Genomic DNA, 25,441 nt, shown 5'->3' on the forward strand with positions numbered 1-25,441 from the left:
CCCTCCGAGGCTCCAGAGCACCGAGGCACGGAGGTGTGAGTGGCACGGGGACGGCTCAGGATCTACCTCGGCGCGGCGCCGGGGGTGGGAAAGACCTACGCCATGCTCGGCGAGGGCCACCGGCGCCTGCACCGCGGTACGGACGTCGTCGTGGGACTCGTGGAGACCCACGACCGTCCGCTCACCGCCCAGCTGATCGAAGGGCTGGAGGTCGTCCCCCGCAAGACCATGGTCCACCGGGGGGCGACCTTCACCGAGCTCGACGTCGACGCCGTGATCGACAGAAGACCCCAGGTCGCGATCATCGACGAGCTCGCGCACACCAACGTCCCCGGCTCCCGCAACGCCAAGCGCTGGCAGGACATCGACGAGATCCTCGACGCGGGGATCGACGTGCTCTCCACCGTCAACATCCAGCACCTGGAGTCGCTCAACGACGTCGTCGAACAGATCACCGGGGTCCCCCAGCGGGAGACCGTCCCCGACGAGGTGGTCCGGCGGGCCGAGCAGGTCGAACTGATCGACCAGACGCCCGAGGCGCTCCGCCGCAGGATGGCGCACGGCAACGTCTACCCGCCGGAGAAGGTCGACGCGGCGCTCCGCAACTACTTCAGGGTCGGCAACCTCACCGCGCTGCGCGAACTCGCCCTGCTCTGGCTCGCCAACAAAGTCGACGACCAGCTGGACAAGTACCGGGCCGACCACGGGATCGCCGGCACTTGGGAGGCCCGGGAACGGGTCGTCGTCGCGCTCACCGGCGGCCCCGAAGGCGACACCCTCGTCCGCCGGGCCGCCCGCATCGCCGCCCGGGGCAAGGGCGCCGACCTGATGGCCGTGCACGTCACCCGGAGCGACGGCCTCGCCGACGCCGGCCACGCCAACCTCGTCCGCCAGCGGACCCTCGTCGAAGACATGGGCGGGACCTACCACCAGGTCGTCGGGGACGACGTCCCCCGGGCGCTCATCGACTTCGCCCGCGGGGTCAACGCCACCCAGCTCGTGCTCGGGGCGTCCCGGCACGGGCGGCTCGCCCAGCTGTTCACCCGGGGAGTCGGGGTGACCACCACGGCGCTGTCCGGGCCGATCGACGTGCACCTGGTCACCCACGAGGAAGTGGGCAAACGCTCCCGGCACAGCCCGCACGGGGCGCTCACCCGCCGCCGCCGGCAGATGGGGTTCCTGCTCGCCCTGATCGGGGTTCCGCTGCTCACCATGGGCCTGTGGTGGTTCCGCGAACCGCTCTCCCTGCCCAGCGAGATCCTGCTGTACCTCTGCCTGGTGATCGCCGTCGCGCTGACCGGGGGAGTGTGGCCCGCCGTCTTCGCCGCGGTGGCGGGCTCGCTGGCGCTCAACTACTACTTCACGCCTCCGATGATGGAGTTCACCATCGCGGAGACCGAGAACGTGCTCGCCCTCCTGGTGTTCGTCCTGGTCGCCGTGGCGGTGAGCTACGTGGTCGACCTGGCGTCCCGCCGGACCCGGGAGGCCGCCAGGGCGGGCGCGGACGCCGAGGTGCTCTTCACGCTGGCCAGCAGCGTCCTGCGCGGGGAGGGCGCCCTCAACCAGCTGCTGGAACGCCTCCGCGAGACCTTCCGGCTGGACGGGGTCACCCTGCTGGAGCGCCGCCAGGAGAACCACGCCTCGGCCGACGACCCGCTGGACTGGCAGATCCTGGCCACCGCCGGACCCGCCGCCAGCACCTGCCCGGCCGAGGACGACACCGACATCGTCATCGACGAACATCTCGTGCTCGGCCTGCGCGGCCGTACCCTGCGCGCCGAGGACCGCCGGGTGGTCGAGGCGTTCGCCGCCCAGGCCGCGGTGGCCTTGCGGCAGCAGCGGCTCACCGCGGAGGCGCGCACCGCCCGGCCGCTCGCCGAGGCGGACCGGATGCGCACCGCGCTGCTCGCCGCGGTCAGCCATGACCTGCGGACCCCGCTCGCCTCGGCCAAGGCCGCGGTGGACAGCCTGCGCAGCACCGAGATCGACTGGAGCGAGGAGGACCGCAAGGAGCTCCTCGCCACCGCCGAGGAGTCGCTGGACCGGCTGGACCGGCTCGTCGCCAACCTGCTCGACATGTCCCGGCTCCAGGCCGGGGTCCTCGGTATGGCCGTCGCCCCGCTCGCCGTCGAGGAGGTGATCCCCCGCGCCCTGGACGAGCTGGGCCGGGCGGCCGTCGGAGTCCGGATCACCATCCCGGACGGGCTCCCCGAGGTCCAGGCCGACCCGGCGCTGCTGGAACGAGTCCTGGTCAACCTGATCTCCAACGCCCTGCGCTACAGCCCCGAGGGGCGGGCCGTGTACGTGACCGCCTCCGCGCTCGGCGACCGGGTGGAGATCCGGGTCATCGACCGCGGGCCGGGGATCCCGACCGCCGATCGCGAGCGGGTCTTCCTGCCGTTCCAGCGGCTCGGCGACCGGGACAACGACACCGGGGTCGGTCTCGGGCTCGCCCTCTCCCGGGGCCTGGCCGAGGCGATGGGCGGCGCCCTCACCCCGGAGGAGACCCCCGGCGGCGGCCTCACCATGGTCGTCGCCCTGCCGGTCATGCCGCGATCCATCAAGGGGCGCCGATGACCCGGGTCCTCGTCGTCGACGACGAACCACAGATCCTGCGGGCCCTTCGGATCAACCTCGCCGCGCGGCGCTACGAGGTCGCGGTCGCCCGGGACGGCGCCGACGCGCTCCGGCAGGCCGACGCGTGGCACCCCGACCTGGTCCTGCTCGACCTCGGCCTGCCCGACGTCGCGGGAACCCAGGTGATCCGCGGGCTGCGGGCGCGGCTCGCCGTACCGATCATCGTGCTCTCCGGCCGGGTCGGCAGCCGGGACAAGGTGGAGGCGCTCGACGCCGGAGCCGACGACTACATCACCAAGCCGTTCGCCGTCGACGAGCTGTTCGCCCGGATCCGGGCGGTCACCCGGCGCGGCGGCCGGCACACCACGGAGACGCGGATCGGCGAGCACATCGTGGACTTCGTCCGTCGGACCGTCTCGGGAGGGGTACGGCTGACGCCGACCGAGTGGCGGCTGCTGGAGGTCCTGTCCCGCGATCCCGGCACGCTGATCGCGCACGACCGGCTCCTCACCGAGGTCTGGGGCCAGGCCTGGGTCGGCCAGACCGGCCATCTGCGCCAGTACATGGCCCGGCTCCGCCGCAAGCTGGAGCCCGATCCCGCGCACCCCCGCCACCTGCTCACCGAGCCCGGGATGGGGTACCGCTTCCAGCAGCAGTGAGCCCGGCCGCTCCCGGGGGAGGCGCCGCGTGGGCTCGGCGCCTCCCCCGGGAGCGGACCGAAGCCCTCCGGGAAGGTCAGCGCCGGGCGACGCCCAGAACGTGGGTGACGTGGGAATGCCGGAAGCGTTCCAGGGACTCCACGACGAGTCCCGCGCTCTCCACGGCGGCGATCGTGTCCCGGTTGGGGTGGCATCCTCCGCTCACCCGCCACCAGAGCGGGGTGGCGAGGTCCTCGGCGAACGCGGTGACGGGGTTGGCCGAGCGGACGTGCTCGTAGAGGCGCAGGGACCCGCCGGGCCGGAGCACCCGGGCGATCTCGCGCATCGTGAGGTCGGGCCGCGGCGCCGTACAGAGCACCAGGGAGCAGACCACCGCGTCGAATCCGCCGCTCGGGAACGGCAACCGGTCGAAGCCTCCCAGCACGACGGTGGCGGCGGGGGCGACCGAGGCCGCGAGCCGGGCCAGGGTCGAGTCGGGTTCCACCGCGACGATCTCGGTGACGGTCGCCGGGTATCGGGTGAGCTTGACGCCGTCGGCGGAGCCGAGCTCCAGGATCCGGCCGGCGAGGCCGTCGACGAGCCGGGCGCGTTCCGGGCTCCGGGCCGAGCGGGGGTGGTGCAGCTGCTCCATGCCGTCGCCGTGCTCCATGGTGACCGTTACGGTGCGGGGCGTCGCGCGGCGGTGATCGGGAGGCTCCTCGGCCGGTTCGCCGGCGCTGGGTAAGGCGGACATCGGACTCCTTGCGAGATGTACATCATCAAATATCTACCGGCGAGGTGGATTGTGTGGGTTTCTTGACGTTTTCCTGACGCCTGTCCTGATAATCGCTATGCGCTGTTGACAAGGTCCGGGGCGTGAAGCCGCGGCCTGCGGGCAGTCGATGCTGTGTGACTCAGGTTTGGCCGGGGGAGGCGTATCCGCTCGGCGCCCACTACGACGGCGTCGGGACGAACTTCGCGCTCTTCTCCGAGGTCGCCGGCCGGGTCGAACTCTGCCTCTTCGCCGACGACGGGACGGAGAGCCGGATCGACCTGCGGGAGACGGACGGATTCGTCTGGCACGGGTACCTGCCGGGGGTGGGGGCCGGGCAGCGGTACGGCTACCGCGTGCACGGCCCCGACAAACCGGAGAACGGGCACCGCTGCAACCCGGCCAAGCTCCTGCTCGATCCCTACGCCAAGGCGATCGAGGGCACCCTGGACTGGGACGAGGCGCTGTTCGGCTACCGGTTCGGGCGTCCGAACGTGCGCAACGACCTGGACTCCGCACCGCACGCGATGCGCTCGGTGGTGACAAACCCGTACTTCGACTGGGGGGTGGACCGGCCGCCGCGGACGCCGTACCAGGACACCGTCATCTACGAGGCCCACGTCCGCGGGTTCACCATGCGCCACCCCGGCGTCCCCGAGGAGCTCCGCGGCACCTACGCCGGGCTCGGGCACCCCGCGGTCGTCGACCACCTCACCTCGCTCGGGGTCACCGCGCTGGAGCTGATGCCGGTCCACCAGTTCGTGCACGACGACGTACTCCTGGAGCGCGGGCTCGTCAACTACTGGGGGTACAACACGATCGGCTTCTTCGCGCCGCACAACGACTACGCCTCATCGGCCCGGCGGGGGACACAGGTCCAGGAGTTCAAGGCCATGGTGAAGGCGCTGCACAAAGCCGACATCGAGGTGATCCTCGACGTCGTCTACAACCACACCGCCGAAGGCAACCACCTCGGGCCCACCCTCTCCTTCCGGGGGATCGACAACGCCTCCTACTACCGGCTCGTCGACGACGACCCGCGCTACTACGCCGACACCACCGGGACCGGCAACAGCCTGCTCATGCGCAACCCGCACGTCCTCCAGCTGATCATGGACTCGCTCCGCTACTGGGTGGAGGAGATGCACGTGGACGGCTTCCGGTTCGACCTGGCGGCCACCCTCGCCCGGCAGTTCCACGAGGTCGACCGGCTCTCCGCCTTCTTCGACCTCGTCCAGCAGGACCCGGTGATCTCCCAGGTGAAGCTGATCGCCGAGCCGTGGGACGTCGGCGAAGGCGGCTACCAGGTCGGCAACTTCCCCCCGCCGTGGACCGAGTGGAACGGCAAACACCGCGACACCGTCCGCGACTTCTGGCGGGGCGAACCGGGCACCGTCCCCGAGTTCGCCTTCCGTCTCACCGGCTCCAGCGACCTCTACCAGGACGACGGCCGCCGACCCGTGGCCTCGATCAACTTCGTCACCTGCCACGACGGGTTCACCCTCACCGACCTGGTGTCCTACGACCGCAAGCACAACGAGGCCAACGGGGAGCTGGGCCGGGACGGCACCGACGACAACCGCTCCTGGAACACCGGCATCGAGGGACCCGCCGCCGACCCCGACATCACGGCGCTGCGGGAACGCCGCAAACGCACCTTCATCGCCACCCTCCTGCTCTCCCAAGGCGTGCCGATGCTCTCCCACGGCGACGAACTCGGGCGCACCCAGCGCGGCAACAACAACGGGTACTGCCAGGACAACGAGCTCACCTGGGTGGACTGGACCGCGCTGGACCGGGACCGTTCGCTGATGGAGTTCACCCGCGGGCTCACCGCGTTCCGCCGGAAACACCCGGTGTTCCGGCGGCGGCGCTTCTTCCGGGGGGACGCCTCCACCGGCGAGCTCAGCGACCTGGCCTGGTTCACCGCCGGGGGGCGTGAGATGGCCGACGAGGACTGGAACGCCGACCACGTCAAATCACTGGGCGTCTTCATGAACGGGGACGCCATCACCGAACCCGGCCGCCGGGGCGAGACGGTCCGGGACGACTCGTTCCTGCTCCTGTTCAACGCCCATCGGGAGACGGTCCGGTTCACCCTCCCCGCCCAGCGGATCGGCGAACGTTGGATCAAGGAGATCGACACCGCCCTCCCGTTCCTCCTCGACGACGGCCTGCTCAGCAAGGTCGGCGACGTGGTCGACGTCGAACCCCACTCCCTCCAGGTCCTCCGCCGCGTCTGACCCCGCCCGGCGGGGTACGGCCGCGGAGCGGCTCGGTTTGTGCCGGTACGGTCACCTGGTCAAGGCTCAGGAGCCGGTTTCGGCCGCGACCAGGAGCCCGTCGCGTCGGACGGTTTTGGCGAAGACGAGCAGGATCGTCCCCACGAGGTAGCAGATCCCGGCCGCGAGCGACAGCCACCAGGGGAAGTCCGCGTACCAGCCCACATGCTCTTCGCGTAATCCGTCTCCCGCCCACGGGCCGTAGAGCAGGAGCATCGTGTACGGGGCGACGGCCAGCGCCACGGCGGTCCGCACGCCCGGGGTCCCGCCCCGCAGCCACACCAGGGCCGCCAGGGCCAGCGCGATCACACCGGCCGCGGCGTAGACCCACAGTTGAGCTTGGAGGGCTTCCAGGGCGCGTTCCACGACGAAGCCGTCGAGGGCCGACTCGGGGTCGGCCGCCCGCCGCCGGACGGAGGGCAGGAACACGAGCGAGCCCGCAGCGACCAGCAGCCCGCACACCGACGCCACCAGCAGACACGCGACGGCCCACCCCGGCCCCGGCCTTCCCCGCTCCCGTACCGCCGCGCCCCCGTCCCTCGGGCGGTTCGGTCCGGTGAAGAAGAGCAGGCCCGTCCCCACGAGGTGGCAGAGCGCGGCCGCGCCCGCCAGCACCAGCACCGCGTCCCACCACAGGCCGGGCTGATCCTTGTTCGCGGCATCCGCCAGCACCAAGCCCAGGAACAGGTAGAACGGCGCGTACGGCGCGAGCACCAGAGTCGCGACAGTCTGTACCGCCCGGGTGCCGCCCCGCCACCACGCCCAGGCAGCCACGGCGAGTGTGATCACACCGGCCGGGGTGTACCCCCATGCGAACAACTGCAGGGAGAGGGGCACACTGTCGGGGAGTTCCACCAGGGCTTTCGGGTCACGCTGCAGGTCCAGCAGGAGAACGAGCGCGCCGATCCCGATCACCAGCTCGCACAGGGACGCCGCCAGCAGACACCCGGCGGCACGCCCCATGCGCCATGTCTTGAGGCCTTTCATCGCCCCCACCCTTCCACGGCCGACGCGCCGCCGGTACGGCTGCCGCGCGCCGAAGCCTGAGGCCGTACCGTACCTTCGGTCTCTCATCGCATCGGGCGATCAATCGATCATGGACGGGTCCACTTGGGAACCACTTGCGGTCGCGGCGGAGGAACGCGACTCCTCCACCGCGTGTGAACCCCTCTGAGGTCTGGGTACGGCCTGGGCCGATTCGGCGGATGTCCGGTACGGCCCCGGCGGCCCGGACGCAGCCCGTACGACATACCTCCGGTCGAGTGACCGGGTGGCGGTGGCCGCTCAAGGCGGTGGTGCGGGCCGCCGGCCGTGTCCGTCGTGGTGGTCGAGGGCGAAAGCCCAGGTGACGAGGGAGGAAGCCGTCCGGAACGGGGTGTCGTCACCCGCTTCCGGATCGGAACGATCACCGTTTTGGAGGGGTGGGGAGGGGTACCCACCCTGATCATGAGGGACTATGAATCGCTCTCGTCGGAGGAGCTGCACGATCTCGCGGTACGGCGGGCGGTCCGCCACGCCGACTTCGGTTTCCTGTGGGAGCTGCTCAAGGCGATACCGGCCGCCGAGGCGGTGTCCGGCCATCCGGACGCGACCACCCGCGATCTGACCAAACTCGCCGGGCTGATCAGCGACGCCATGACCTCCGGCAAAGGCGACATCGCGGAGGCGCTCCGGCCGTTCTACCTGCACTACCTGATGGAGAACGGGTCCTGAACCGGCTACGCGCCCGGGAAGACCTCCCACTCGGTGCACGGCTGCAGCGCGTAGTGGTGAAAGATCATGCCGACCTGTGCCGCCGCGGAGTTGATCTGCACGACCTCGTCCCCGGGCCCGCAGACGCACTCGGGCGTGCCCTCATGTGCCACCACATCCCCTAGTGGCATCACATGAACGTTCATGAAAACCTCCCAATTGCCCCATTCTGGGATAAATACGACTTTAAGTCCTTTGGGGTGGGTTGGCTAGTCCTTGGGGTGCGGACTCGGAATCCTTGACCTTTGCCGGGTCTTCGCAGCTCAGTCGTCGGCCTGTTGAGAACCGGTCTCGGCTACGTGGGGGAGTGCGACACGGTGGACGGCCTTGGTGAAGACGAGGAGGGTCGTCCCCACGAGGTAGCAGATCCCGGCCGTGATCGACAGCCACCAGGGGAGGTCCGCGTACCAGCCCACATGTTCTTCGTGCAGGTACGACCACAGGCTGAAGGATGTCCACGAACCGAAGACCAGAAGCGTCGTGTACGGGGCGACGGCCAGCGCCACGACGGTCCGCACGCGCGGGCTTCCGCCTCGCCGCCACACCAGGGCGGCCAGGGCCAGCGCGATCACGCCGACCGTGGTGAATATCCACAGGTGCGCATGGAGGGTTTCCAGGGTGTCGCTCGCGTTGTAGTCGTCGACCAGGCCCGACTCGTGGTCGGCCGCCCTGCGCCGGACGGACGGCAGGAAGACGAGTGAGAACCCCGCGGCCACCAGCCCGCAGATGGACGCGGCCAGCAGGGACGCGACGGCCCACCCCGGCCCGAGCCTTCCCCGCTCCTGTACCGCCGTGTCCCCGCCATCCGGGCGGTTCTGCGCGGTGTGGAAGAGCAGGCCCGTCCCCGCGAGCTGGCAGAGCAAAGCCGCGCCCGCCAGCACCAGCACCACGTCCCACCACAGGCTGCCATGCCAGTTCTTGTCCGTGTAAATCGGCGCTATCAGCCCCAGGTACAGGTAGACCGGCATGGACGGCGCGAGCACCAGTGTCGCGAAAACCCGCACTCCCGGGGTCCCGCCGCGCCACCGCGCCAAGGCCGCCAAGGCCAGCCGGATCGCACCGACCACGAGGTAGGCCCAGATGTCCCAAGGCAGGGCATCCACCGTGGTGTCAATGTAGACGCCTAGACCGTCGCCGCCCGCTTCCTGGGCCTTCAGCTCCCGTCGAAGGCCGAGGAAGACGACGAGCGTGCCGGTCGCGATCAGCAGTTCGCATACGGCCGCCGTCAGCAGGCACCCCACGGCGAGCCCCGTACGCCACGTCCTGAGGCATTTCATCGCCCACGCCCCTTCCGTGATCGACACAGCGCCGGTACGGCGCCGCGCGCCGGGGCCTGAGGTCGTACCGTCGGCCCCTTGCCGTGTCGGGCAAAAATCGATCATGGAGGGGTTCGCTTGGGAACCGCTTGCGGTCGCTGCTCTTTGTCCGGGACGAATCAACCGCGGTCAGTGTTGAGGACCGGGGTCGGCGGCGTGGGCGAGCTCGCCACGGCGGACGGCCTTGGTGAAGACGAGCAGGGCCGTCCCCGCGAGGTAACAGAGAGCGGCCGTGATCGACATCCACCAGGGGAAGTCCACGTACCAGCCCACGTGCTCCACCCACAGGCCGTATCCCGGCCACAGGCTTAAGGACGCCGACGGACCGAAGAGTAGAAGCGTGGCGTACGGGGCGACGGCCAGCGCCACGAGGGTCCGTACGCGCGGGGTTCCGCCCCGCCGCCACACCAGGGCGGCCAGGGCCAGCGCGATCACGCCGGCCGCGGCGTAGACCCACAGCTGCCCCTGGAGGGCGTCCAAGGTGTTGTCCGCGAAGGAGTCGACGAGGAGGCCCGACCGGTGGTCGGCCAGCCTGCGCCAGACGGAGGGCAGGAACACCAGGGAGGACGCCGCGACCGCCAGCCCGCACAGCGACGCGGCCAGCAGGCACGCGACGGCCCACCTCGACCGGAGTCTTTCCCGCCCTCGCCTCGTGTCCCCGATCTTCGGGCGGTTCGGTCCGGTGAAGAGGAGCAGGCCCGTCCCCACGAGATGGCAGAGCAAAGCCGCACCCGCCAGCACCAGCACCAGGTCCCACCACAGGCTTGGACGCAGTTTGTCCGCGTAATCCGTCCCCAGCAGGCCCAGGAACACGTAGAACAGCGTGTACGGGGCGAGCACCAGCACCGAGAAGACCCGTACCCCCGGCGTCCCGCCCCGCCCCGCCGAGGCCGCCAAAGCCAGCCGGATCAAACCGACCGCGAAGAGGACCCAGATGAGCGAGGGCAGGGTGTTCACCGTTTCGTCCAGCCAGCCGTCATCACCTAGGCCGTCGTAGAGCGATGCTCTCTGGGCCTTCAGCTCCCGTTGGAAGCCCAGCAGGAGAAGGAGCGCGCCGACGCAGATCAGCAGTTCGCATACGGCCGCCGTCAGCAGGAATCCCACGGCACGTCGTGCGAGCCGCGTCATCCGACTTCCCATCGCCTTCGCCCCCTCCATGAACCGATCATGGAGGGGTTCGCTTGGGACCCACTTGCGGCCACTGCGACGATGTCGGCGTTCATGCTTGCACCGCGAAGGCACCGGCGTGATGAGGTCGGCGTCTTCGACCGATGGGAGTGTCAGGCTTTGGCTCGTCGGTGGCGGTACCCTCGTCGCCTGCTCCGGATCAACCTCACCTGCGGACTGAAGAGGGTTCGTCGTACCCCACCGGTGGCTCACACGGGGCGTTGCCGCAGAGCGGTTCCGGTTGGTGGGGCCGCGGTAGCCGTACGGCCCGTCAGGCCGGGATCGTCGGTACACACTCGCCCGGGTCGGTGCCACTACGGGGCGAAGCCGGTGTTTCGGTTGCGTGGGGGCGGACGGGTTTGGTGAAGACAAGCAGGGTCGTCCCTGCGAGGTAGCAGATCCAGGCCGTGAGCGACAGCCACCAGGGCAGGTCCGCGTACCAGCCCACATGCTCTTCGCGCAAGCCGTTTCCCGGGTCCGGGTTTATGGATGCCCACGGGCCGAAGACCAGGAGCATCGTGTACGGGGCGACGGCCAGCGCCACCAAGGTCCGCACGCCAGGGGTTCCGCCACGCCGCCACACCAGGACGGCCAGGGCCAGCGCGATCACGCCGGCCGCGGTGTAGACCCACAGGTGCGCATGGAGGGCGTCCAGGGTGTGGCTCACGTTGTAGTCGTCGACCAGGCCCGACTCGTGGTCGGCCGCCCTGCGCCGGACGGACGGCAGGAAGACGAGTGAGAACCCCGCGGCCACCAGCCCGCACAGCGACGCGGCCAGCAGGCACGCGACGACCCACCCCGGCCCGAGCCTTCCCCGCTCCCGCCCCGCCGTGTCCCCGCCCTTCGGCCGGTTCGGCGCGGTGCGGAAGAGCAGGCCCGTCCCCGCGAGCTGGCAGAGCAAAGCCGCACCCGCCAGCACCAGCACCAGGTCCCACCACAGGCTTTGATGGTAGTACGAGTCCACGTAAATCGTCCCGAGCAGGGCCAGGTGCGGGTAGACCAGCATGGATGGCGCGAGTACCAGCACGGCGAAGACCCGGACCCCCGGTGTCCCGCCGCGCCGCCACGCCAAGGCCGCCACGGCCAGTCGGATCGCACCGACCACGGTGCAGCCCCAGATGAACCAGGGCAGGGCGTTCAGCGTGAAGCCAAGGAAGGTGGCAACATCGCCCTCGCTCGCTATCTGGGCCTTCGCCTCCCGTTGAAGGCCCAGGTAGACGACGAGTGTGCCGATCACCATCAGCAGGTCGCATAAGGCCGCCGTCAGCAGGCACCCGACGGCGCGTCCCATGCGCCACGTTTCTCGGCTCCGCATCGCCCACACCTCTTCCACGGATCGATCATGGAAGAGGCTGCTTGCGGAACACTTGTGGTCGACAGCGCGGACCACGCGCTCCGGAGCCGCTGCTAGCTGCCCGGATACTTCGCGAACCACTCGGTGGAGTACGACACCATCCCGCCCTGGAGCATCTGGGTGGCGAAGTCGTCGGCGAGTTCGGCGACGGCGGCGCGGCCCTCCAGGGCGACGAGCCACTCGCCGGGGAGAACGGATTCGCCGTGGAGCACACCCAGGATGTTTCCGCAGATCGCGCCGGTGGAGTCGCTGTCCCCGGAGTGGTTCACCGCCAGCAGGAGCGCCTGCTGGAACGGGGAAAACCCGGCGTAGGCTCCCATGCCCTGCCCGCGTGGCGGCGCGGGCGGCTGCTCCACCAGCGCGCAGTAGACCGCGATGGCGAGTGCCTCCTCGGCGACCCAGGCCCCGCCGAGCGTCTCGATCTTCTCCGGACCCGGGTCGCCCTCGTCGACCAGGACCAGGGCGGCTCGGAGTGCTCGCGAGGTCTCCTCGTGGCCCGGGTACTCGGCGAGCAGTTTCATCGAGTCCACCACGGCCTGGCGCAGCGGCAGCCCTTCCACCAGCAGGTGGATGAGCACGGCGAAAGCCCCGGCGGCGAGATAGCCGGTGGGATGGCCGTGCGTGAACTGCGAGCATTCGGCGGCGAGCCGGAAGACCTCCCGCGGGTCGCCCCCGATCAAGCCGAACGGCGCGGAGCGCATGACCGTGCCGCACCCCTTGGAGTTCGAGTTGATCGGGCCGGCCTCACCCAGCGGGGCGGGGTTCGCGGCCGGGGCGCGCAGCCCGGACATGCAGGCGTTGCCCGGTGCCCGCTGCGAGTACAGCCAGGTCTGCTCGCGAAGCCATCCGGTCCGGAAGAACGTGTCGTCGCCGGACGGTGGAGCCTTGTGGTTCTGAGTATCCAGCCAGCGCAGATAGGCGTTGTGGATCACGGAGGGGACGTGAGCCTGACCTCTGGTGATGACTCGGACGTTGGCCCGCAGCAGACCCTCCACCGTGAACAACGTCATCTGGGTGTCATCGGTGATCAGCCCGGTCGAACCCCGCCAGGTGTGGACGAAGCCGGTGACCCCCTCCGGCCCGTGCAGGTCGCGGATCCGGGCTATCGACTCGAACTCGATCGGCGCGCCCAGCGCGTCCCCGATGGCCCCGCCGAGCAGGCACCCCCTGACCCGGCTCCGGTACACCGCCGACCCCTCAGCAGAGTGATCTCTCACAGATACCCCTCCCCGTGTGACAGAGATCAACATACGCCCAAAGCCACCCCTTGGCACCTATTTGTCGTACGACGTGAGCTGCGCGACGCTCCGTTCACCACTGGGAAGGGAGGCATCCGCCATACGAGGGATCGCCCCGCTGATCGTCGTTTGGGCACGTGGGCACGCAGGATTGCCGGGTAGTGGCTCCATCGAGGCTTGGACGCCGAGACGAGGGAACCACTCCTGTGGATGGATGCCCAACGTGAGCGGGGCAGCAAATGTAACGCGGTGCTAGTTACATTTGAGGGCTCGCTGGTTACATTTCAGCGCTTGCGACGTCGGCGGCGCTCGGGTCCCGGGGGTGCAAGATTGGTCGTGTCATGCCGTACGGGCATGCTTTTGTCGGTCTCGGGTGGGTATCGACCTTCCGCGGGATGCCCGAGCAGCTCCCGATGCGGAAGGAGCCGACCATGAGCAGCCACTACGCGGAGGAGATGCGGAGAAAGGCCGAGGAGATCCTGTCCCGGGCGCGGGAGGACTCCGCGTTCGCCGACCGGCTCAAAGCCGATCCGCGTGCGGTGCTCGCGGAGATCGGGGTGCCGGAGAACGCCCGGCTGGTCGACCTCCCGGTGGTGCTGCCCCAGGAGTGCGAACAGACGTGTGTGGACTTCACCTGCATCTTCACCCCGTCGCTCTGCCCGGAGACCTGCCTGCCGTTCGGGACCATCGTGTTCTGCGATGTCGCCACCCACGTCTGATTCGGTCGCAGGTCCGGACCGCTCCGCGTATGCCCGATGAGTGCGGGTACGGCCGAGGTTCCCCTGCTTCCCGTCGTCCTCGCGGCGCTGGCCGGCGCTCCGGACCGGGACGCCTGGGAGGCCGTGCGCTGGGAACACGGGAACGGCTTCTGGATCCGCGTCCGCCACCTCGCCACGCGGGTGCCGTACCAGGGCTGGAAAATCCACGTGTCGAGCTGGGCGGGTTCCGCGGAGGACGTACTCCGGCGGGCGCTGGCGGTGTTGATCGGGGAGCGGGCGACCTTCAAGGTCGCCGGATCGAACGCCGTGCTCCACTACCTCAACTCCGGTAGGGGAGGGGCGAGCCAGGTAGGTAAGTTCATCACGGTCTATCCACAAGACGATGGGCATGCGGTACGGCTCGCGCGGGCCCTTGACGACGCCGTCGGCGGGCTGCGGGGACCCGGGATCCCCTCGGACCGGCCGGTACGGGCGGGCAGCCTGGTCCACTACCGCTACGGCGCCTTCGTCGGGGGACGGGAGTTGCAGACGCCGATCGGTGAGATCGTCTCCGCCCTGGTCGACGGCGACGGGCGGCTCGTCCCGGATTCGCGTCAGGAGTTCTACGTCGCGCCCGCCTGGGTGGCCGACCCGTTCCTCGACGCCAGGGTCTCGGCCGACCCGCCGGAACCCAGCCCGCTGATCGACGGGCGCTACCTGGTGCTGGGCACGCTGCACCGGTCGCAGAGTTCAAGCGTCCACCTGGGCGTCGACCTGGACGCCAAGACACGCGTCGTGGTCAAGCGGGCCCGGCGCGACAGCCTGATGGGCATGGACGGCCGGGACGGCCGCGACCGGCTCCGCACCGAGGCCGCGCTGCTGCGCCGCCTGGACCGGGTGGCCGCCGTCCCGCGCGTCCGCGACCTCGTCGCCGCGGACGACGAGGTCATGCTGGTCCTGGAGGACGTCCCCGGCATGACCCTGGAGGAGCGGGTGGCCGAGCTCCAGCGGTACGGCCGTCGCCTCCCGGTCGAACTCGCGGTCCGATGGGGGCGCGCGCTCGCCGCGACGCTGCACGACGTCCACCGGGCGGGGGTCGTGCACAGCGACGTCAAACCGGCCAACATCCTGGTCTCCTCCGACGAGTCGCTCCACCTGATCGACTTCAACATCGCGGTGGATCCGGCCGAGGAGGCCGGACGGGCCGGCGACCGGGGCGGGACCCGGGGATACGTGTCCCCCCAGCAGCTGGCGGGCGAGGCGGCCACCGTCGCCGACGACGTCTACGGACTCGGCTGCGTCCTCTACTACGCCGTCACCGGCGCGCAGCCGTCGCACACCCCCACCGGTGCCCGGCCGCGTCCGATCTCCCTGCTCAACCCCGCGGTTCCCGCCGGTTTCCGCGAGGTCGTGGACCGTTGCCTGGACGCGGACCCGGCGCTTCGCTTCCCGTCCATGGCCGACCTGGGCCGGGCGCTCGCCGCCGGCCACGGGTCCCCGGCGGCCGACGAGGTCCCCGCGGAGGCGGCCGAACGACGTCGATCCCGGGAACTGGCGAGCCGTCTCGCCGAGACCCTGTGCGCCGCCGGGCGACCCAGTCCCCACGGCGACGGGTTGGTCTGGCTCAGCGCCCACGCCTCGGGCCGGGGCACGCTCTCCCGCGACCTGTGCCTGGGCGGCGCGGGAGCCGTACTCGCGCTGGCCGAGCTGACCGCCGAGTTCGGCCGCCCCGAGCTCGCGGACGCGCTCGCGGCGGGCGCACGCTGGCTGGAGATCGCCCCGGCCCCGGGCGGCGACCCGCTGCCGGGGCTCTACGTCGGCGAGTCGGGCATCGGCGCCGCGCTGCTCCGGGCCGGACAGGTCCTCGGGGACGATCGGCTGGTCGACGCGGCGCTGGCGCGCGGCCGGGCGGTCGCCGCGCTGCCGCACGCCTCCCCCGACCTCTACAACGGAACCGCCGGCCGACTCCGATTCCACCTCCTGCTGTACGACGCCACCGGCGAAGACGAATGCCTGCGTGCGGCTCGGGCCGCGGCCGACGTCGTGGCCGGACGCGCCGAACGGTCCGCCGCCGGCGGGTGCTTCTGGACGTTCCCCGACGGTTACGGGGAGATGAGCGGGCACGCGTATCTCGGCTACGCCCACGGAGCGGCGGGGATCGCCGACGCGCTGATCGATCTCGTCGAGATCACGGGGGATACCCGCCACGTTCCCGTGGTGGCGGGCGCCGCGGCCTGGATCGCCGATTCGGCGGTCGACGTGCTGGACGACGGACAGGGACTGGGCTGGCCCGCCCGGCCGGGGACGGCGCCGTCGGTCCCGTTCTGGTGTCACGGCGCCGCGGGCATCGGCCACTTCCTGCTCCGGAGCGCGGCCCGCGGCCTGGTGCCGGGTGCGCGGGACTTGGCGGAACGGGCTGCGCTCGCCACGGCCTGGGGAGCGCGCTTCGCCGGTCCGAGCCGGTGCCACGGGCTCGCCGGCAACATCGAGTTTCTCCTGGACGCGTACCAGGCGACAGGTGAGGTACGGCGCCTGCGTGAGGCCCGCGTGCTCGCCCGGTTGCTCGACGCGTTCGCCGTGGACCGTGACGGGCGGCTCGCCTGGTCCGCCGACGTGCCCGACCTGATCACCCCCGACTACATGGTCGGCTATCCGGGGATCGCGCTCACCCTGCTCCGGCTCGCCGACCCGGACCGGCGGCCCGGCCAGCTCGGCCTGGCCGGGTTCCGGCACGCCGCGGCTCCCGCCGGGCCCGCCCGCTGAAGCCTTTTGTCCTTGAGCTCTCTCCCTGGCGTTCACGGCGGCTCGGCCTCGGGGCGGTGTTTCTCAAACCCCGTGGAGCTCGGCCCATCCGAATTTCGATCGATCGGGCGGGACCGTGACGAATTCCAGCGGATTCACCGTCGTACGAGCCCGCACAGCGCATGATCTGAGCGTGCGGGCCGATCGCCGGAGAGGGTTTCCATCGCCGTGGCGCCGTACGAACTCCGTATGTCCGCCCGCATAACGCTGTGAGTCTTGATATTTCTGACTACACAGAGCATTGTGCGGACCGCAGGTAGGGACAGAGAGGCGGGGCATCGTGGTGCGTGTCTACCAAGCGATGATCCGGGACGCCGCGGATCGCCTCGGCCCGCGGTTGCGCGGTACGTTCGCCACCTGGTTCCGGTACGCCGACGACGGCGCGGCGGAGGTCGAGCTGAACACCGGCGGGGTACGCGTCCGGCTGCACGACGGCCCGGTCTGCGGCCGCTACATCGCCGACACCCCCGACCGGTTCAAGACCACCGTCAGCTGGGGACGCGGCACCAAACACCGGGCCGACTGGTGCACGATCGCCGTGGACAGCCTCGACGAAGCGGACCCGGAGCTGGACGGCGCCCCCGGCTTCGTCCCCGCGTTCCTGCGGACCAGCCGCGCCACCGACGGGTCCGTCCCGCTGGAGAGCACGCCGCACGAGATCGACGTGTCCAACCTCGGCGAACTGCTCGCCTGGCTGACCGATCAGAACCGCCGGGTCCCCGTGGTCGTCCTCACCCCCGATCCCCGCACCCCGAACATCCCCGCGGTGAACGCGGCCCGCCTCGCCGAGGCCCTGTCCGGGATCGCACTGATCGCGCGCCTGCGGGACCAGGCCACCCAGGACAAGATGAACGCGGCGCTCGGCGAGAGCCTGGTGGTCTTCGGCGGCGGACTCCGCACCTATCTGCCGGAGCTGCGGGTGGGCGGGGAGACCTATCCGCACCGGCACGCCGTGCGCAGCGGCAACGCGCTGCGGGAGCTGGGCCCCCGCGCCCTCGACGTGGTGATCAGCGCCGTCACCCGGGAGTCGGTACGGCGTGCGCTGCCCGAGGACGTCAAACAGGCCACCCGCTTGATCACCGGTGTCCTCGCCGGGAAGCTCAGCCTGGAGCAGATCGCCAAGAACGCGCCGTCGCCCGCCCAGCTCGCCCAGTCCAGGCTCCGCGATCGGCTGATGGCCGTCACGGTCCCCGCACCCGCGGCGGCCCGCACGCCCGTACCGGAACAAAGGGCTCCCGAGCCGTCACCTGAGGCGGTCGCCGAGCCCGCACCCGTGGTGACCGAACCCCCGGTTCCCGCCACGGCCGACCCGCACAGCGTGCTCACCGATCCGGCCGAGATGGCCGACCGGATCGCCGCCCGGGTGGCGGTCGAGCTCCGCGGTGAGATCCTCGCCGCGCTGGAGATGGCCTCCGGCGAGACGGCTGCCACCGGCGTGGAAACGCGGCGTTCGATTCAGACGATGTCCGCACACATGTCGGCGCTCCGCCGCGAACTCGACCAGACCCGGCGGCAGGAACAGGCCGCCGCCTCCCGGCAGGCGGAGGCCGAAGACCAGACCGCGGTGCTCGAATCGGAGCTGGACCGCCTCCGGAAGGCCCACGACCAGCTGGAACTGGACTACGAGGAACTCGCCGACGAGGAACGACGCGCCAGGGAACGCATCCGCTGGCTGGAAGGGCGGCTCGCCGAACTGTCCCAGCCCGTGTACGACGTGGCGACCCCCAAGGAGGTCTGGCGGCCGGAGACCCTCATGGACGTCCTGCTACGCGCCCGCGACACCCTCACCCGCCTCAACCTGCCCGAACCCCTCGACAACGAGGCCGCCAAACTCGACATCACCCACCCGGGCCGCTGCCGGCTCTGGGCCGGGAAGACCTGGGACGCGCTCCAGGCCCTGGACGCCTACGCCACCGCCCGGACCAGCGGCCGGTTCCACGGCGGGTTCTACGACTGGTGCGTCCAGCCTCCCCCGGGGCTGCCGTCCATCACGCTCACGATGCTGTCCATGCGGGAGTCCGAAGCCGTGTCGGGCCGGCCCAAGTTCCGGGACGCCCGCACCTTCCGCGTCCCCGCCGAGGTCGACCCCTCAGGCGGGGTCTTCATGCAGGCCCACGTCCGGCTCCAGCGCGTCGGCTACCCCGCCCCCCGCATGTACTTCCACGACGACGCCGGCGGCCCCACCGGCAAGATCTGGATCGGCTACCTCGGCGAACACCTCCCCAACACCCGCACCAACTAACCAACCCACCGGTACGGGCATCCGCCAGGTCTGCGGAGCCCGGAGCCACCGCACACTTCTCAGAGGTCGGCGACCAGTACTTGATGTCGCGGCGGAGTTCGGTCGAGGAAGCGCACGGTGAGCCGTACGGGATCGTTGCGGCCTTCCGGGACCTGTAACGGTAACCGCTGGGATCTGCTTCAGCTCACCGGGGCGGCGCCCACGCCGACCGTGGCGGATACCCCACCCGCCGATGTTCCGCATGGGCGGACGGCCTGGGGTGGGGTTCCGCGGATCGGCTGGGGTGGGATTTCGCGTGGCTCGGTGGGTGATGTCGATCGGTGGCAGGATCTGCGATGGCATCGGCCGGCCGAGGGCCCCGGGACGGAGACGCCCGGCGGCGCGTACCGGGCTCGGCGGCGGTCGCAGGGCGATGAGGAGGAAGTCGTGTCGGACAGTTTCATGCTGGCCACCCGGATCCCGATGACGCGGGAGGGCTTCGAGCGGTGGCTGGACACCCCCGCCCCGGATCCGGGCGCCATCGCCAATCCGGGCGACATGTTCGACGGCTGGTTCTGGAACGGACGCCGGGCGGACACCGAATGGGGGAGTGCCGAGGTAGGGGTGACACCACGGGACTTTTTCGGCGGGCTTGTCGTGCGGGCGTGTTCGGGTGCGTCCTCGGTGGGTGTGCTGCTGCACCGGGAGGACGCACTGGAGGCGTACCTGTTTCACCTCGGCTATGCGGAGTCGACGGTGCACACGGCGCTGCTGATGTTCGCCGCCGCCGGGGCGTTCAAGTCCGAGCCCGCCGAGGACACGGTGCTCTTCTGGGCGGAGGCCGGCGGAAGCCTGCGGGACGCCCGGTGGGACGGGTGGCTGGCCGTGCTGTCGGTGGGCAAGGACGGGGCGCGGTTCACCGGCACGGTCGACCTGGCCGATCCGATCGCCGGCCTGCGATCGGTCGAGGACCGCTTCTTCGCCATGGTCGACCGCCTGGCCGAGGAGGAGGAGTCGTGGGACTCGGACTCGGGTGCGCCTTACCGTACGGACACGCCTCGGGATCCGGCGTTCACGGATCCGGCGGTGCTGGAGCGGCGGTGAAGGCCGTCACCTGCGTGGCGTGAGCCGCGGTTCAGCCGTACATGCGGAGCTCTGCCGGGCCTTTCCAGACGGCGGCGATCTCGTCGAGGGGGAGGTTCAGCGCCTCGCTCAGGGCCACGATCGTGCCGAACGCCGGTGAGGGGAGCCGCCCGGTCTCGATTTTGCGCAGCGTCTCCGGTGAGATGCCTGCGGCCAGCGCGATCTGGGCGAGTCCGGTTTCGCCCCGTGCCCGCCGGAGCAGGGAGCCGAGGCGTCGTCCGGCTTCGATCTGCTCCGGGGTCAACGGGTTGCGAACCATGGCCTCCACTCTACGGCCCTTCGCGTCCCCGGTCGCCGGATGGCGGAGGGCTGTCTTGCGGAGTGCGACGCTCAGTTCTGCGTGGAGATGCAGAACGGGTGGCCGGCGGGGTCCAGCAAGACCCTCCGCTCCTCGGGATGCGGTTGGGCCGGGGGCTCCACGGCGCCAAGGGCCAGCATCCGTGCCTGGGCCGCCTCCAGGTCGTCGACGCCCAGTTCCATGTGCGCCTGCTTCCCCTGGGACGGGTCCGGCCAGGTCGGACGCCGGTAGTCGGCGACCCGGATGAAACCCAGTCCCGGTGAACCCTCTCGGCCGAGCAGGACGAAGTCGTCGCTGGAGTAGACGACGGGCAGGCCGAGGGCTTCGCCGTAGAAGCGGGCCAGCTCGGCGGGGTCCGGGCAGTCGAAGTCGACGGACAGCAGACGGATCGCCGGTGCGGTTGTGGTTCCAGTGCTCATGGGAGGGACATTAGGACGAGACCAGGACAGCTCCGGTCCTGGTCATGGGGAACAATTCAGGATGTGATCGGCACTTCCGCCCGCCTGCTGCGACTGGTCTCACTGCTGTCCACCCGGCCGGCCTGGACCTGCCGCGAGCTGGCGGAGCGGATGGCCGTCACCGGGCGCACGGTGCGGCGGGACATCGCCAGGCTGCGGGAACTCGGCTACGGCATCGAGTCCGACCCCGGGCCCTGGGGCGGCTACCGCCTCGGCGGCGGTACCCGGGTGCCGCCACTGATCCTCGACGACGAGGAGGCGCTCGCCGTGGCCGTCGCACTACGCGAGGCCGCGTTCAGCGGCATCCTCGGCAGCGACCTGGCCGCGGTGTCTGCGCTCCTGAAACTGCGGCAGGTCCTCCCGCCCCGGATCGCGGACCGGCTGGGTGAGATGGACGCCGTCTTCGTCCACACCCCCAGGCCCGAGCGGCATCGGATCTCCCCTGACGTGCTGCTGGAACTGGCCGCCGCCTGTCGCCGCGGTGAGCGCACCCGTCTGTCGTACCGCGATCACGCGGGCAAGGACAGCGTCCGGGACGTCGACCCCTACCGCCTGGTGCGCACGGGTCTCCGCTGGTACTTCGTCGCCCGGGACGTGGCCCGGAACCAGTGGCGGACGTTCCGGGCCGACCGGGTGGTGCGGGTACGGCCGACCGGGCAGCCGGTCGAACTCGGCGACCCGCCCGACCCGGTCCTCCTCGTCTCCCAAGGCATCGCGAGCGTCGTGTACCCCCTCTACGGGAGAGTCCGGCTCCCGCATCCGATGGAGGCGGCCCTGCTGCTGGTGCCACCGACGATCGGCACCCATCATCCGGACGGGCCGGATGCCACCGTCGTCGAGATCGGCGCCAACGACGCCGACGAGCTCGCCCGGTACCTCCTCGGCCTGGGCACCCCACTGCAAGTCCTATCCCCGGACGACGTCCGGGAGGCTCTGCTGCGCCGTATCCGGGAACTGTTCGAGGGCAACGGGGGCGGCCGGTCCTCGCCGTAGGCGTTGCGCGGACCTGTGAGGTCTGAGACTCAACCGGTGTCACCGGGGGCCTTTACCGAGCGGCCGCCGGTGCGGAGGCGGAGCCGGTGCCAGGGCACCTCCGCGTGGCGGGCAGCAGGCCGTACAGGCGTCGGATCTTGGGTTTTCCGGAGTGGGTACGGCGCACGCGTGCCCGCTGCGGGCGGGGGTCGGGTGAATCGTCGAAGGGATTGGTATAATAATACCGATAGTCGATCTCGCCCATGGAGTCATACGTTGATCAACATCAAGTCCGCGCGGGAAATAGAGCAGATGCGGCCCGCCGGAGAATTCGTCGCCCAGACCCTCGCAGACCTCGCCGGCCGGGCGGCGGTCGGCGTCAACCTGATGGACCTCGAACACCACGCCCGCGAGCTGATCCGCCGCCGGGGCGCCACCTCCTGCTACTGGGACTACGCCCCCTCGTTCGGCAACGGGCCGTTCCGCAACGTGGTCTGCCTCTCGGTCAACGACGCGGTGCTGCACGGGCTGCCCTTCGACTACACCCTCCGCGACGGCGACCTGCTCAGTTTGGACTTCGCGGTGTCCGTCGACGGCTGGGTCGCCGACGCCGCGGTCAGTGTGGTCGTCGGCACTCCCGACGGCGAAGACCTCAGGCTCATCCGGGCCACCGAGGAGGCGCTCGCCGCCGGGATCGCGGCGGCCCAGCCCGGCAATCGCGTCGGCGACGTCTCGGCGGCCGTCTCCGCCGTGGCCGCCGCCCACGGATATCCGGTGAACGACGAGTACGGCGGACACGGCGTCGGCCGGAGCATGCACGAAGAGCCACACATCTCCAACGTCGGACGCGCGGGCCGCGGCTACCGGCTCCGGCCGGGGATGACCTTCGCCATCGAACCGTGGTTCGCCAGGACGACCGACCGCGTCGTGCACGACCGCGACGGCTGGACCATCCGCTCCGCCGACGGCTCCCGCACCGCCCACTCCGAACACACCGTCGCCGTCACCGAGACCGGCGCCCTGATCCTGACCGAAGGAGTCCCCCGGCTCTCCATGGCGACGTGAACCGCGCCGTCACCCCGGGACGACAAGCACGGGGACTCGATTTCGGCAAGAGCGGTGCGGGAAACCATCCGGTCACGCTGTCCGGCGAGAGCGTGACCCCCGTCGATTTCGCGGTTCGGGCGTATCCGGAGGATCATTGACACGAGCCGTGGTTTCCCTCGACGATCTCATGTGTGGTGTCGCGGAGGTTCGTCTCCTTTGTCGTGGCCGCTCTTCTCGCCATCGGACTGATTGTCGCCATACGCTGGCTGAGTTCCGATGAGACCGAGCCGCAGGCGAGTAAGTGCTCAGGCGACGCCGTACAGGTGCGCCTGGCCTCCTCGCAGGACAAATTCGGGGTGCTCCAGCAGGCCGCCCGGGACTACAGCGGGCGTCAGGTCGGGGGGAAATGCGCCGAAGTCCTGGTGGAGTCGGCGAACTCCGGCACCGTGATGCAGGCCTTGGCCCGAGGCTGGAACGAGCAGACCGACGGACCTCGCCCCGACGTGTGGAGTCCGGCGGCGAACGCCTGGACGACCCTGGCCAGGCAGCGGGTCGGCACCGCCGACGGCACGCCGCCGATCCCGGAGGGCAAGGCGACCCCGATCGTCACCTCGCCGCTGGTGATCGCCATGCCCGAGCCCATGGCGCGGGCGATCGGGTGGCCGGACAAGGCGATCGGCTGGGCCGAGCTCGCCGAGCTCGCCGCCGACCCCCGGGGCTGGGCCCGGTTCGGCCGTCCGGAGTGGGGCGCGTTCAAGCTCGGCAAGACCAACCCAGAGTTCTCCACCAGCGGCCTGAACGCCACCATCGCCGCCTACTTCGCCGCCGTCGGCTCCACCTCCGACCTCACCGTCCGCGACATCGAGAACGCCAAGGTCAAGGAGTTCGTCGGCAAGGTCGAGCGGTCGATCGTGCACTACGGCGACATCACCTTGACGTTCCTGGCCAACCTGCAGCGGGCCGACGACAAGGGCGCCGCGCTGCGGTACATCTCCGCGGTCACCGTCGACGAGAACGGGGTCACCGACTACAACCGCGGCAATCCGTCCGGGGCGCCCGAGACCCTCGGCAAGCACGCTCCGCCGCGGACCAAGCTGGTGGCGATCTATCCCAAAGAGGGCACGCTCATCCATGACCATCCCTATGTACCGCTGACATGGATGGATTCCGGCAAGAAGGCCGTCGCCGACGATTTCCTGAAATATCTCCATTCAGCGCCGGTACAGAGCCTGTTCCAGTCGTACGGCTACCGCAGCCATGACGGTAAGCCGGGACCGCTGGCCACACCCGAGTACGGCCTGCGGCCCGACGCGAAGATCGCCGAACTCAACGCGCCGTCGCCCCAGGTGCTCGCCAAGATCCTGGAGAGCTGGTCCGAACTGCGCAAACGGGCCAACGTCCTCATCGTGATCGACAAGTCCGGATCCATGGAACAGGAGGCGGCCGGCACCGGGAAGAACCGTCTGGAGGCGGCCAAGGACGCCGTGGTCAAGGCGTTGCCCCAGTTCCGCGCCGACGACAAGGTCGGGCTGTGGGCCTTCTCCACCAAGCAGAACGGGGACCTGGACTACGTCGAGCTGGCCCCCGTCCAGGCGATAGCCCGGCACGGCACCGCGCTGCAGGACCGGACTCGGGAGCTGATCCCCGGCGGCGGGACCGGCCTGTACGACACCATGCTCGCCGCCGTGGAGAAGACCAAATCCACCTACGACCCTGAGGCGATCAACGCGGTCGTCTTCCTCACCGACGGCAAGAACGAGAAGAGCGGCGGGCTCTCCCTGGAGAACCTTCTGCCCAAACTGCAGCCCACCGGGGAGCAGGACGTCCGGATCTTCACCATCGGCTACGCCGACGAAGCCGACCAGGAGGCCCTCCAGCAGATCGCCACCGCCTCCGAAGGCGCCAACTACGACGCCTCCCGAGCCGACGCGATCGACCGGGTGTTCACGGCGGTGATCTCCAACTTCTGATGAAACGCCTGATGAAGGAGTTACGCGACCCCTGGGGCCTGCTGCTCGGGGCCACGGCGGGCGGTGTCGCCTGGGCCGCGAGCGTGCACCCCGCCGCGGCCGCGCTGGTCGGCGTCTCCTGCTGGGTGGCCAAAGCCGGCGTCGGCGCTTACCAGACGCGTGGCGAAAGCCGTACCGAACTCGGCGTGGACCCCCGCAGCGGGGAGGCGGAGTGGCTGAGACGGGGCGGCGCGGCGGCCCGGCAGTTCGCCGAGCTGGCCGCGTCGCTCCCGCCCGGACCGGTGAGCGAGCGGATCGAGGCGCTGGCCCCGCACGTCGACGACGCGGTCACCACGCTACGCCGGTTGGCGGGCCAGGCATCCCTGGTGGATCGGGCCGCCGCCAGGATCGACGCGGGTTTCCTCCGCCAGGAACGCCGGCGATTGACCCACGCACAGCAGCAGGCGACTCCGGAACTCGCCGCCGAGCGGGCCCGTTCGCTCGCCGGAGTGGAGGCGCAGCTCGCCGTACACGATCGGCTGACCGGAACCTGGAGCCTGCTGCTGGCCCGCCTGGAGTCCGGCGCGATCGGGCTGGAGAGCCTGCTGGCCCGGGTGGTGGAGCTGTCGGCGCTCTCGGCCACCGGCTCACCGGAACGGCTCCGGGCGCTGGACGAACTGTCCGAGGAACTCGACGGCATCCGGCAGGCCCTGCACGAGACCGAGGACATCACCAGGACCGTCCTGGACGGATGAGG

General features: G+C 70.5%; 21 protein-coding genes. 12 read left to right on the plus strand and 9 right to left on the minus strand.

Going from position 1 to position 25,441, the window contains the following annotated elements; all coding sequences use genetic code 11:
- The first annotated feature begins 39 nt into the window (after window positions 1–39).
- Both RUR_RS23995 and RUR_RS24000 read left to right on the plus strand, forming a co-directional pair.
- Window positions 40–2,577 carry a sensor histidine kinase gene (locus RUR_RS23995; protein WP_283137425.1) on the plus strand — a complete coding sequence of 846 codons (2,538 nt, stop codon included), beginning with the start codon at window positions 40–42 and terminating at the stop codon, window positions 2,575–2,577.
- Entirely contained in the window at window positions 2,574–3,236 is a 663-nt protein-coding gene (locus RUR_RS24000; RefSeq protein WP_283137426.1) for a response regulator transcription factor, read from the plus strand. Before RUR_RS23995 ends, RUR_RS24000 begins: the two co-directional genes overlap by 4 nt.
- Window positions 3,237–3,312: 76 nt before the next feature.
- Here RUR_RS24000 and RUR_RS24005 read toward each other — a convergent pair whose 3' ends face one another.
- Window positions 3,313–3,969, minus strand: coding sequence for a class I SAM-dependent methyltransferase (locus tag RUR_RS24005; RefSeq protein ID WP_283137427.1), 657 nt, complete (start codon window positions 3,967–3,969; stop codon window positions 3,313–3,315).
- Window positions 3,970–4,124: 155 nt separating this feature from the next.
- Here RUR_RS24005 and glgX point away from each other — a divergent pair, with 155 nt between their 5' ends.
- On the plus strand, window positions 4,125–6,230 hold the full coding sequence (glgX, locus tag RUR_RS24010; RefSeq protein WP_283137428.1) for a glycogen debranching protein GlgX: 2,106 nt from the start codon (window positions 4,125–4,127) through the stop codon (window positions 6,228–6,230).
- A gap of 66 nt (window positions 6,231–6,296) precedes the next feature.
- Here the strand turns inward: glgX and RUR_RS24015 are convergent, their stop codons facing one another.
- Window positions 6,297–7,256, minus strand: a complete 960-nt coding sequence (locus RUR_RS24015; RefSeq protein WP_283137429.1) for a hypothetical protein — start codon at window positions 7,254–7,256, stop codon at window positions 6,297–6,299.
- Window positions 7,257–7,715: 459 nt separating this feature from the next.
- Here RUR_RS24015 and RUR_RS24020 point away from each other — a divergent pair, with 459 nt between their 5' ends.
- Window positions 7,716–7,982: a hypothetical protein gene (locus RUR_RS24020; RefSeq protein WP_283137430.1), complete on the plus strand. Its 267-nt coding sequence runs from the start codon at window positions 7,716–7,718 to the stop codon at window positions 7,980–7,982.
- A gap of 5 nt (window positions 7,983–7,987) precedes the next feature.
- Here the strand turns inward: RUR_RS24020 and RUR_RS24025 are convergent, their stop codons facing one another.
- From RUR_RS24025 to RUR_RS24045, 5 genes are all read right to left on the minus strand, one after another.
- Complete coding sequence (locus RUR_RS24025; RefSeq protein ID WP_283137431.1) at window positions 7,988–8,167, minus strand: hypothetical protein; 180 nt, start codon at window positions 8,165–8,167, stop codon at window positions 7,988–7,990.
- Between the two features lie 117 nt (window positions 8,168–8,284).
- Entirely contained in the window at window positions 8,285–9,298 is a 1,014-nt protein-coding gene (locus RUR_RS24030; protein WP_283137432.1) for a hypothetical protein, read from the minus strand.
- A 168-nt stretch (window positions 9,299–9,466) separates the two neighbouring features.
- Window positions 9,467–10,495 carry a hypothetical protein gene (locus RUR_RS24035; RefSeq protein WP_283137433.1) on the minus strand — a complete coding sequence of 343 codons (1,029 nt, stop codon included), beginning with the start codon at window positions 10,493–10,495 and terminating at the stop codon, window positions 9,467–9,469.
- Between the two features lie 280 nt (window positions 10,496–10,775).
- Window positions 10,776–11,819, minus strand: coding sequence for a hypothetical protein (locus RUR_RS24040; protein ID WP_283137434.1), 1,044 nt, complete (start codon window positions 11,817–11,819; stop codon window positions 10,776–10,778).
- A gap of 92 nt (window positions 11,820–11,911) precedes the next feature.
- Window positions 11,912–13,075 carry an ADP-ribosylglycohydrolase family protein gene (locus tag RUR_RS24045; RefSeq protein WP_283137435.1) on the minus strand — a complete coding sequence of 388 codons (1,164 nt, stop codon included), beginning with the start codon at window positions 13,073–13,075 and terminating at the stop codon, window positions 11,912–11,914.
- A 452-nt stretch (window positions 13,076–13,527) separates the two neighbouring features.
- Between RUR_RS24045 and RUR_RS24050 the strand changes: the two genes are divergently transcribed.
- From RUR_RS24050 to RUR_RS24065, 4 genes are all read left to right on the plus strand, one after another.
- Window positions 13,528–13,815, plus strand: a complete 288-nt coding sequence (locus tag RUR_RS24050; RefSeq protein ID WP_283137436.1) for a hypothetical protein — start codon at window positions 13,528–13,530, stop codon at window positions 13,813–13,815.
- Between the two features lie 36 nt (window positions 13,816–13,851).
- Window positions 13,852–16,557, plus strand: a complete 2,706-nt coding sequence (gene lanL / locus RUR_RS24055; protein WP_283137437.1) for a class IV lanthionine synthetase LanL — start codon at window positions 13,852–13,854, stop codon at window positions 16,555–16,557.
- A 322-nt stretch (window positions 16,558–16,879) separates the two neighbouring features.
- Window positions 16,880–18,838, plus strand: a complete 1,959-nt coding sequence (locus tag RUR_RS24060; RefSeq protein WP_283137438.1) for a DUF2968 domain-containing protein — start codon at window positions 16,880–16,882, stop codon at window positions 18,836–18,838.
- Window positions 18,839–19,264: 426 nt separating this feature from the next.
- A complete protein-coding gene (locus RUR_RS24065) occupies window positions 19,265–19,921 on the plus strand; it encodes a hypothetical protein (protein WP_283137439.1) in 657 nt (218 codons plus the stop codon).
- A gap of 31 nt (window positions 19,922–19,952) precedes the next feature.
- Here the strand turns inward: RUR_RS24065 and RUR_RS24070 are convergent, their stop codons facing one another.
- Window positions 19,953–20,219, minus strand: a complete 267-nt coding sequence (locus RUR_RS24070; protein ID WP_283137440.1) for a helix-turn-helix domain-containing protein — start codon at window positions 20,217–20,219, stop codon at window positions 19,953–19,955.
- Between the two features lie 71 nt (window positions 20,220–20,290).
- Window positions 20,291–20,677 carry a VOC family protein gene (locus tag RUR_RS24075; RefSeq protein WP_283137441.1) on the minus strand — a complete coding sequence of 129 codons (387 nt, stop codon included), beginning with the start codon at window positions 20,675–20,677 and terminating at the stop codon, window positions 20,291–20,293.
- 63 nt (window positions 20,678–20,740) lie between these two features.
- Here RUR_RS24075 and RUR_RS24080 point away from each other — a divergent pair, with 63 nt between their 5' ends.
- From RUR_RS24080 to RUR_RS24095, 4 genes are all read left to right on the plus strand, one after another.
- Complete coding sequence (locus RUR_RS24080; RefSeq protein WP_283137442.1) at window positions 20,741–21,709, plus strand: helix-turn-helix transcriptional regulator; 969 nt, start codon at window positions 20,741–20,743, stop codon at window positions 21,707–21,709.
- A 255-nt stretch (window positions 21,710–21,964) separates the two neighbouring features.
- A complete protein-coding gene (map, locus tag RUR_RS24085) occupies window positions 21,965–22,753 on the plus strand; it encodes a type I methionyl aminopeptidase (RefSeq protein WP_283137443.1) in 789 nt (262 codons plus the stop codon).
- Window positions 22,754–22,926: 173 nt separating this feature from the next.
- The gene (locus RUR_RS24090; RefSeq protein ID WP_283137444.1) at window positions 22,927–24,705 is read left to right on the plus strand and encodes a substrate-binding and vWA domain-containing protein; all 1,779 of its coding nucleotides are present in this window, start codon (window positions 22,927–22,929) and stop codon (window positions 24,703–24,705) included.
- Window positions 24,705–25,439, plus strand: a complete 735-nt coding sequence (locus RUR_RS24095) for a hypothetical protein (protein WP_283137445.1) — start codon at window positions 24,705–24,707, stop codon at window positions 25,437–25,439. The genes RUR_RS24090 and RUR_RS24095 overlap by 1 nt, the downstream gene beginning before the upstream one ends.
- The last annotated feature ends 2 nt before the right edge of the window (window positions 25,440–25,441 follow it).

Source organism: Rhizohabitans arisaemae (assembly GCF_025996515.1).
In the GTDB taxonomy this organism is placed as follows: domain Bacteria; phylum Actinomycetota; class Actinomycetes; order Streptosporangiales; family Streptosporangiaceae; genus Rhizohabitans; species Rhizohabitans arisaemae.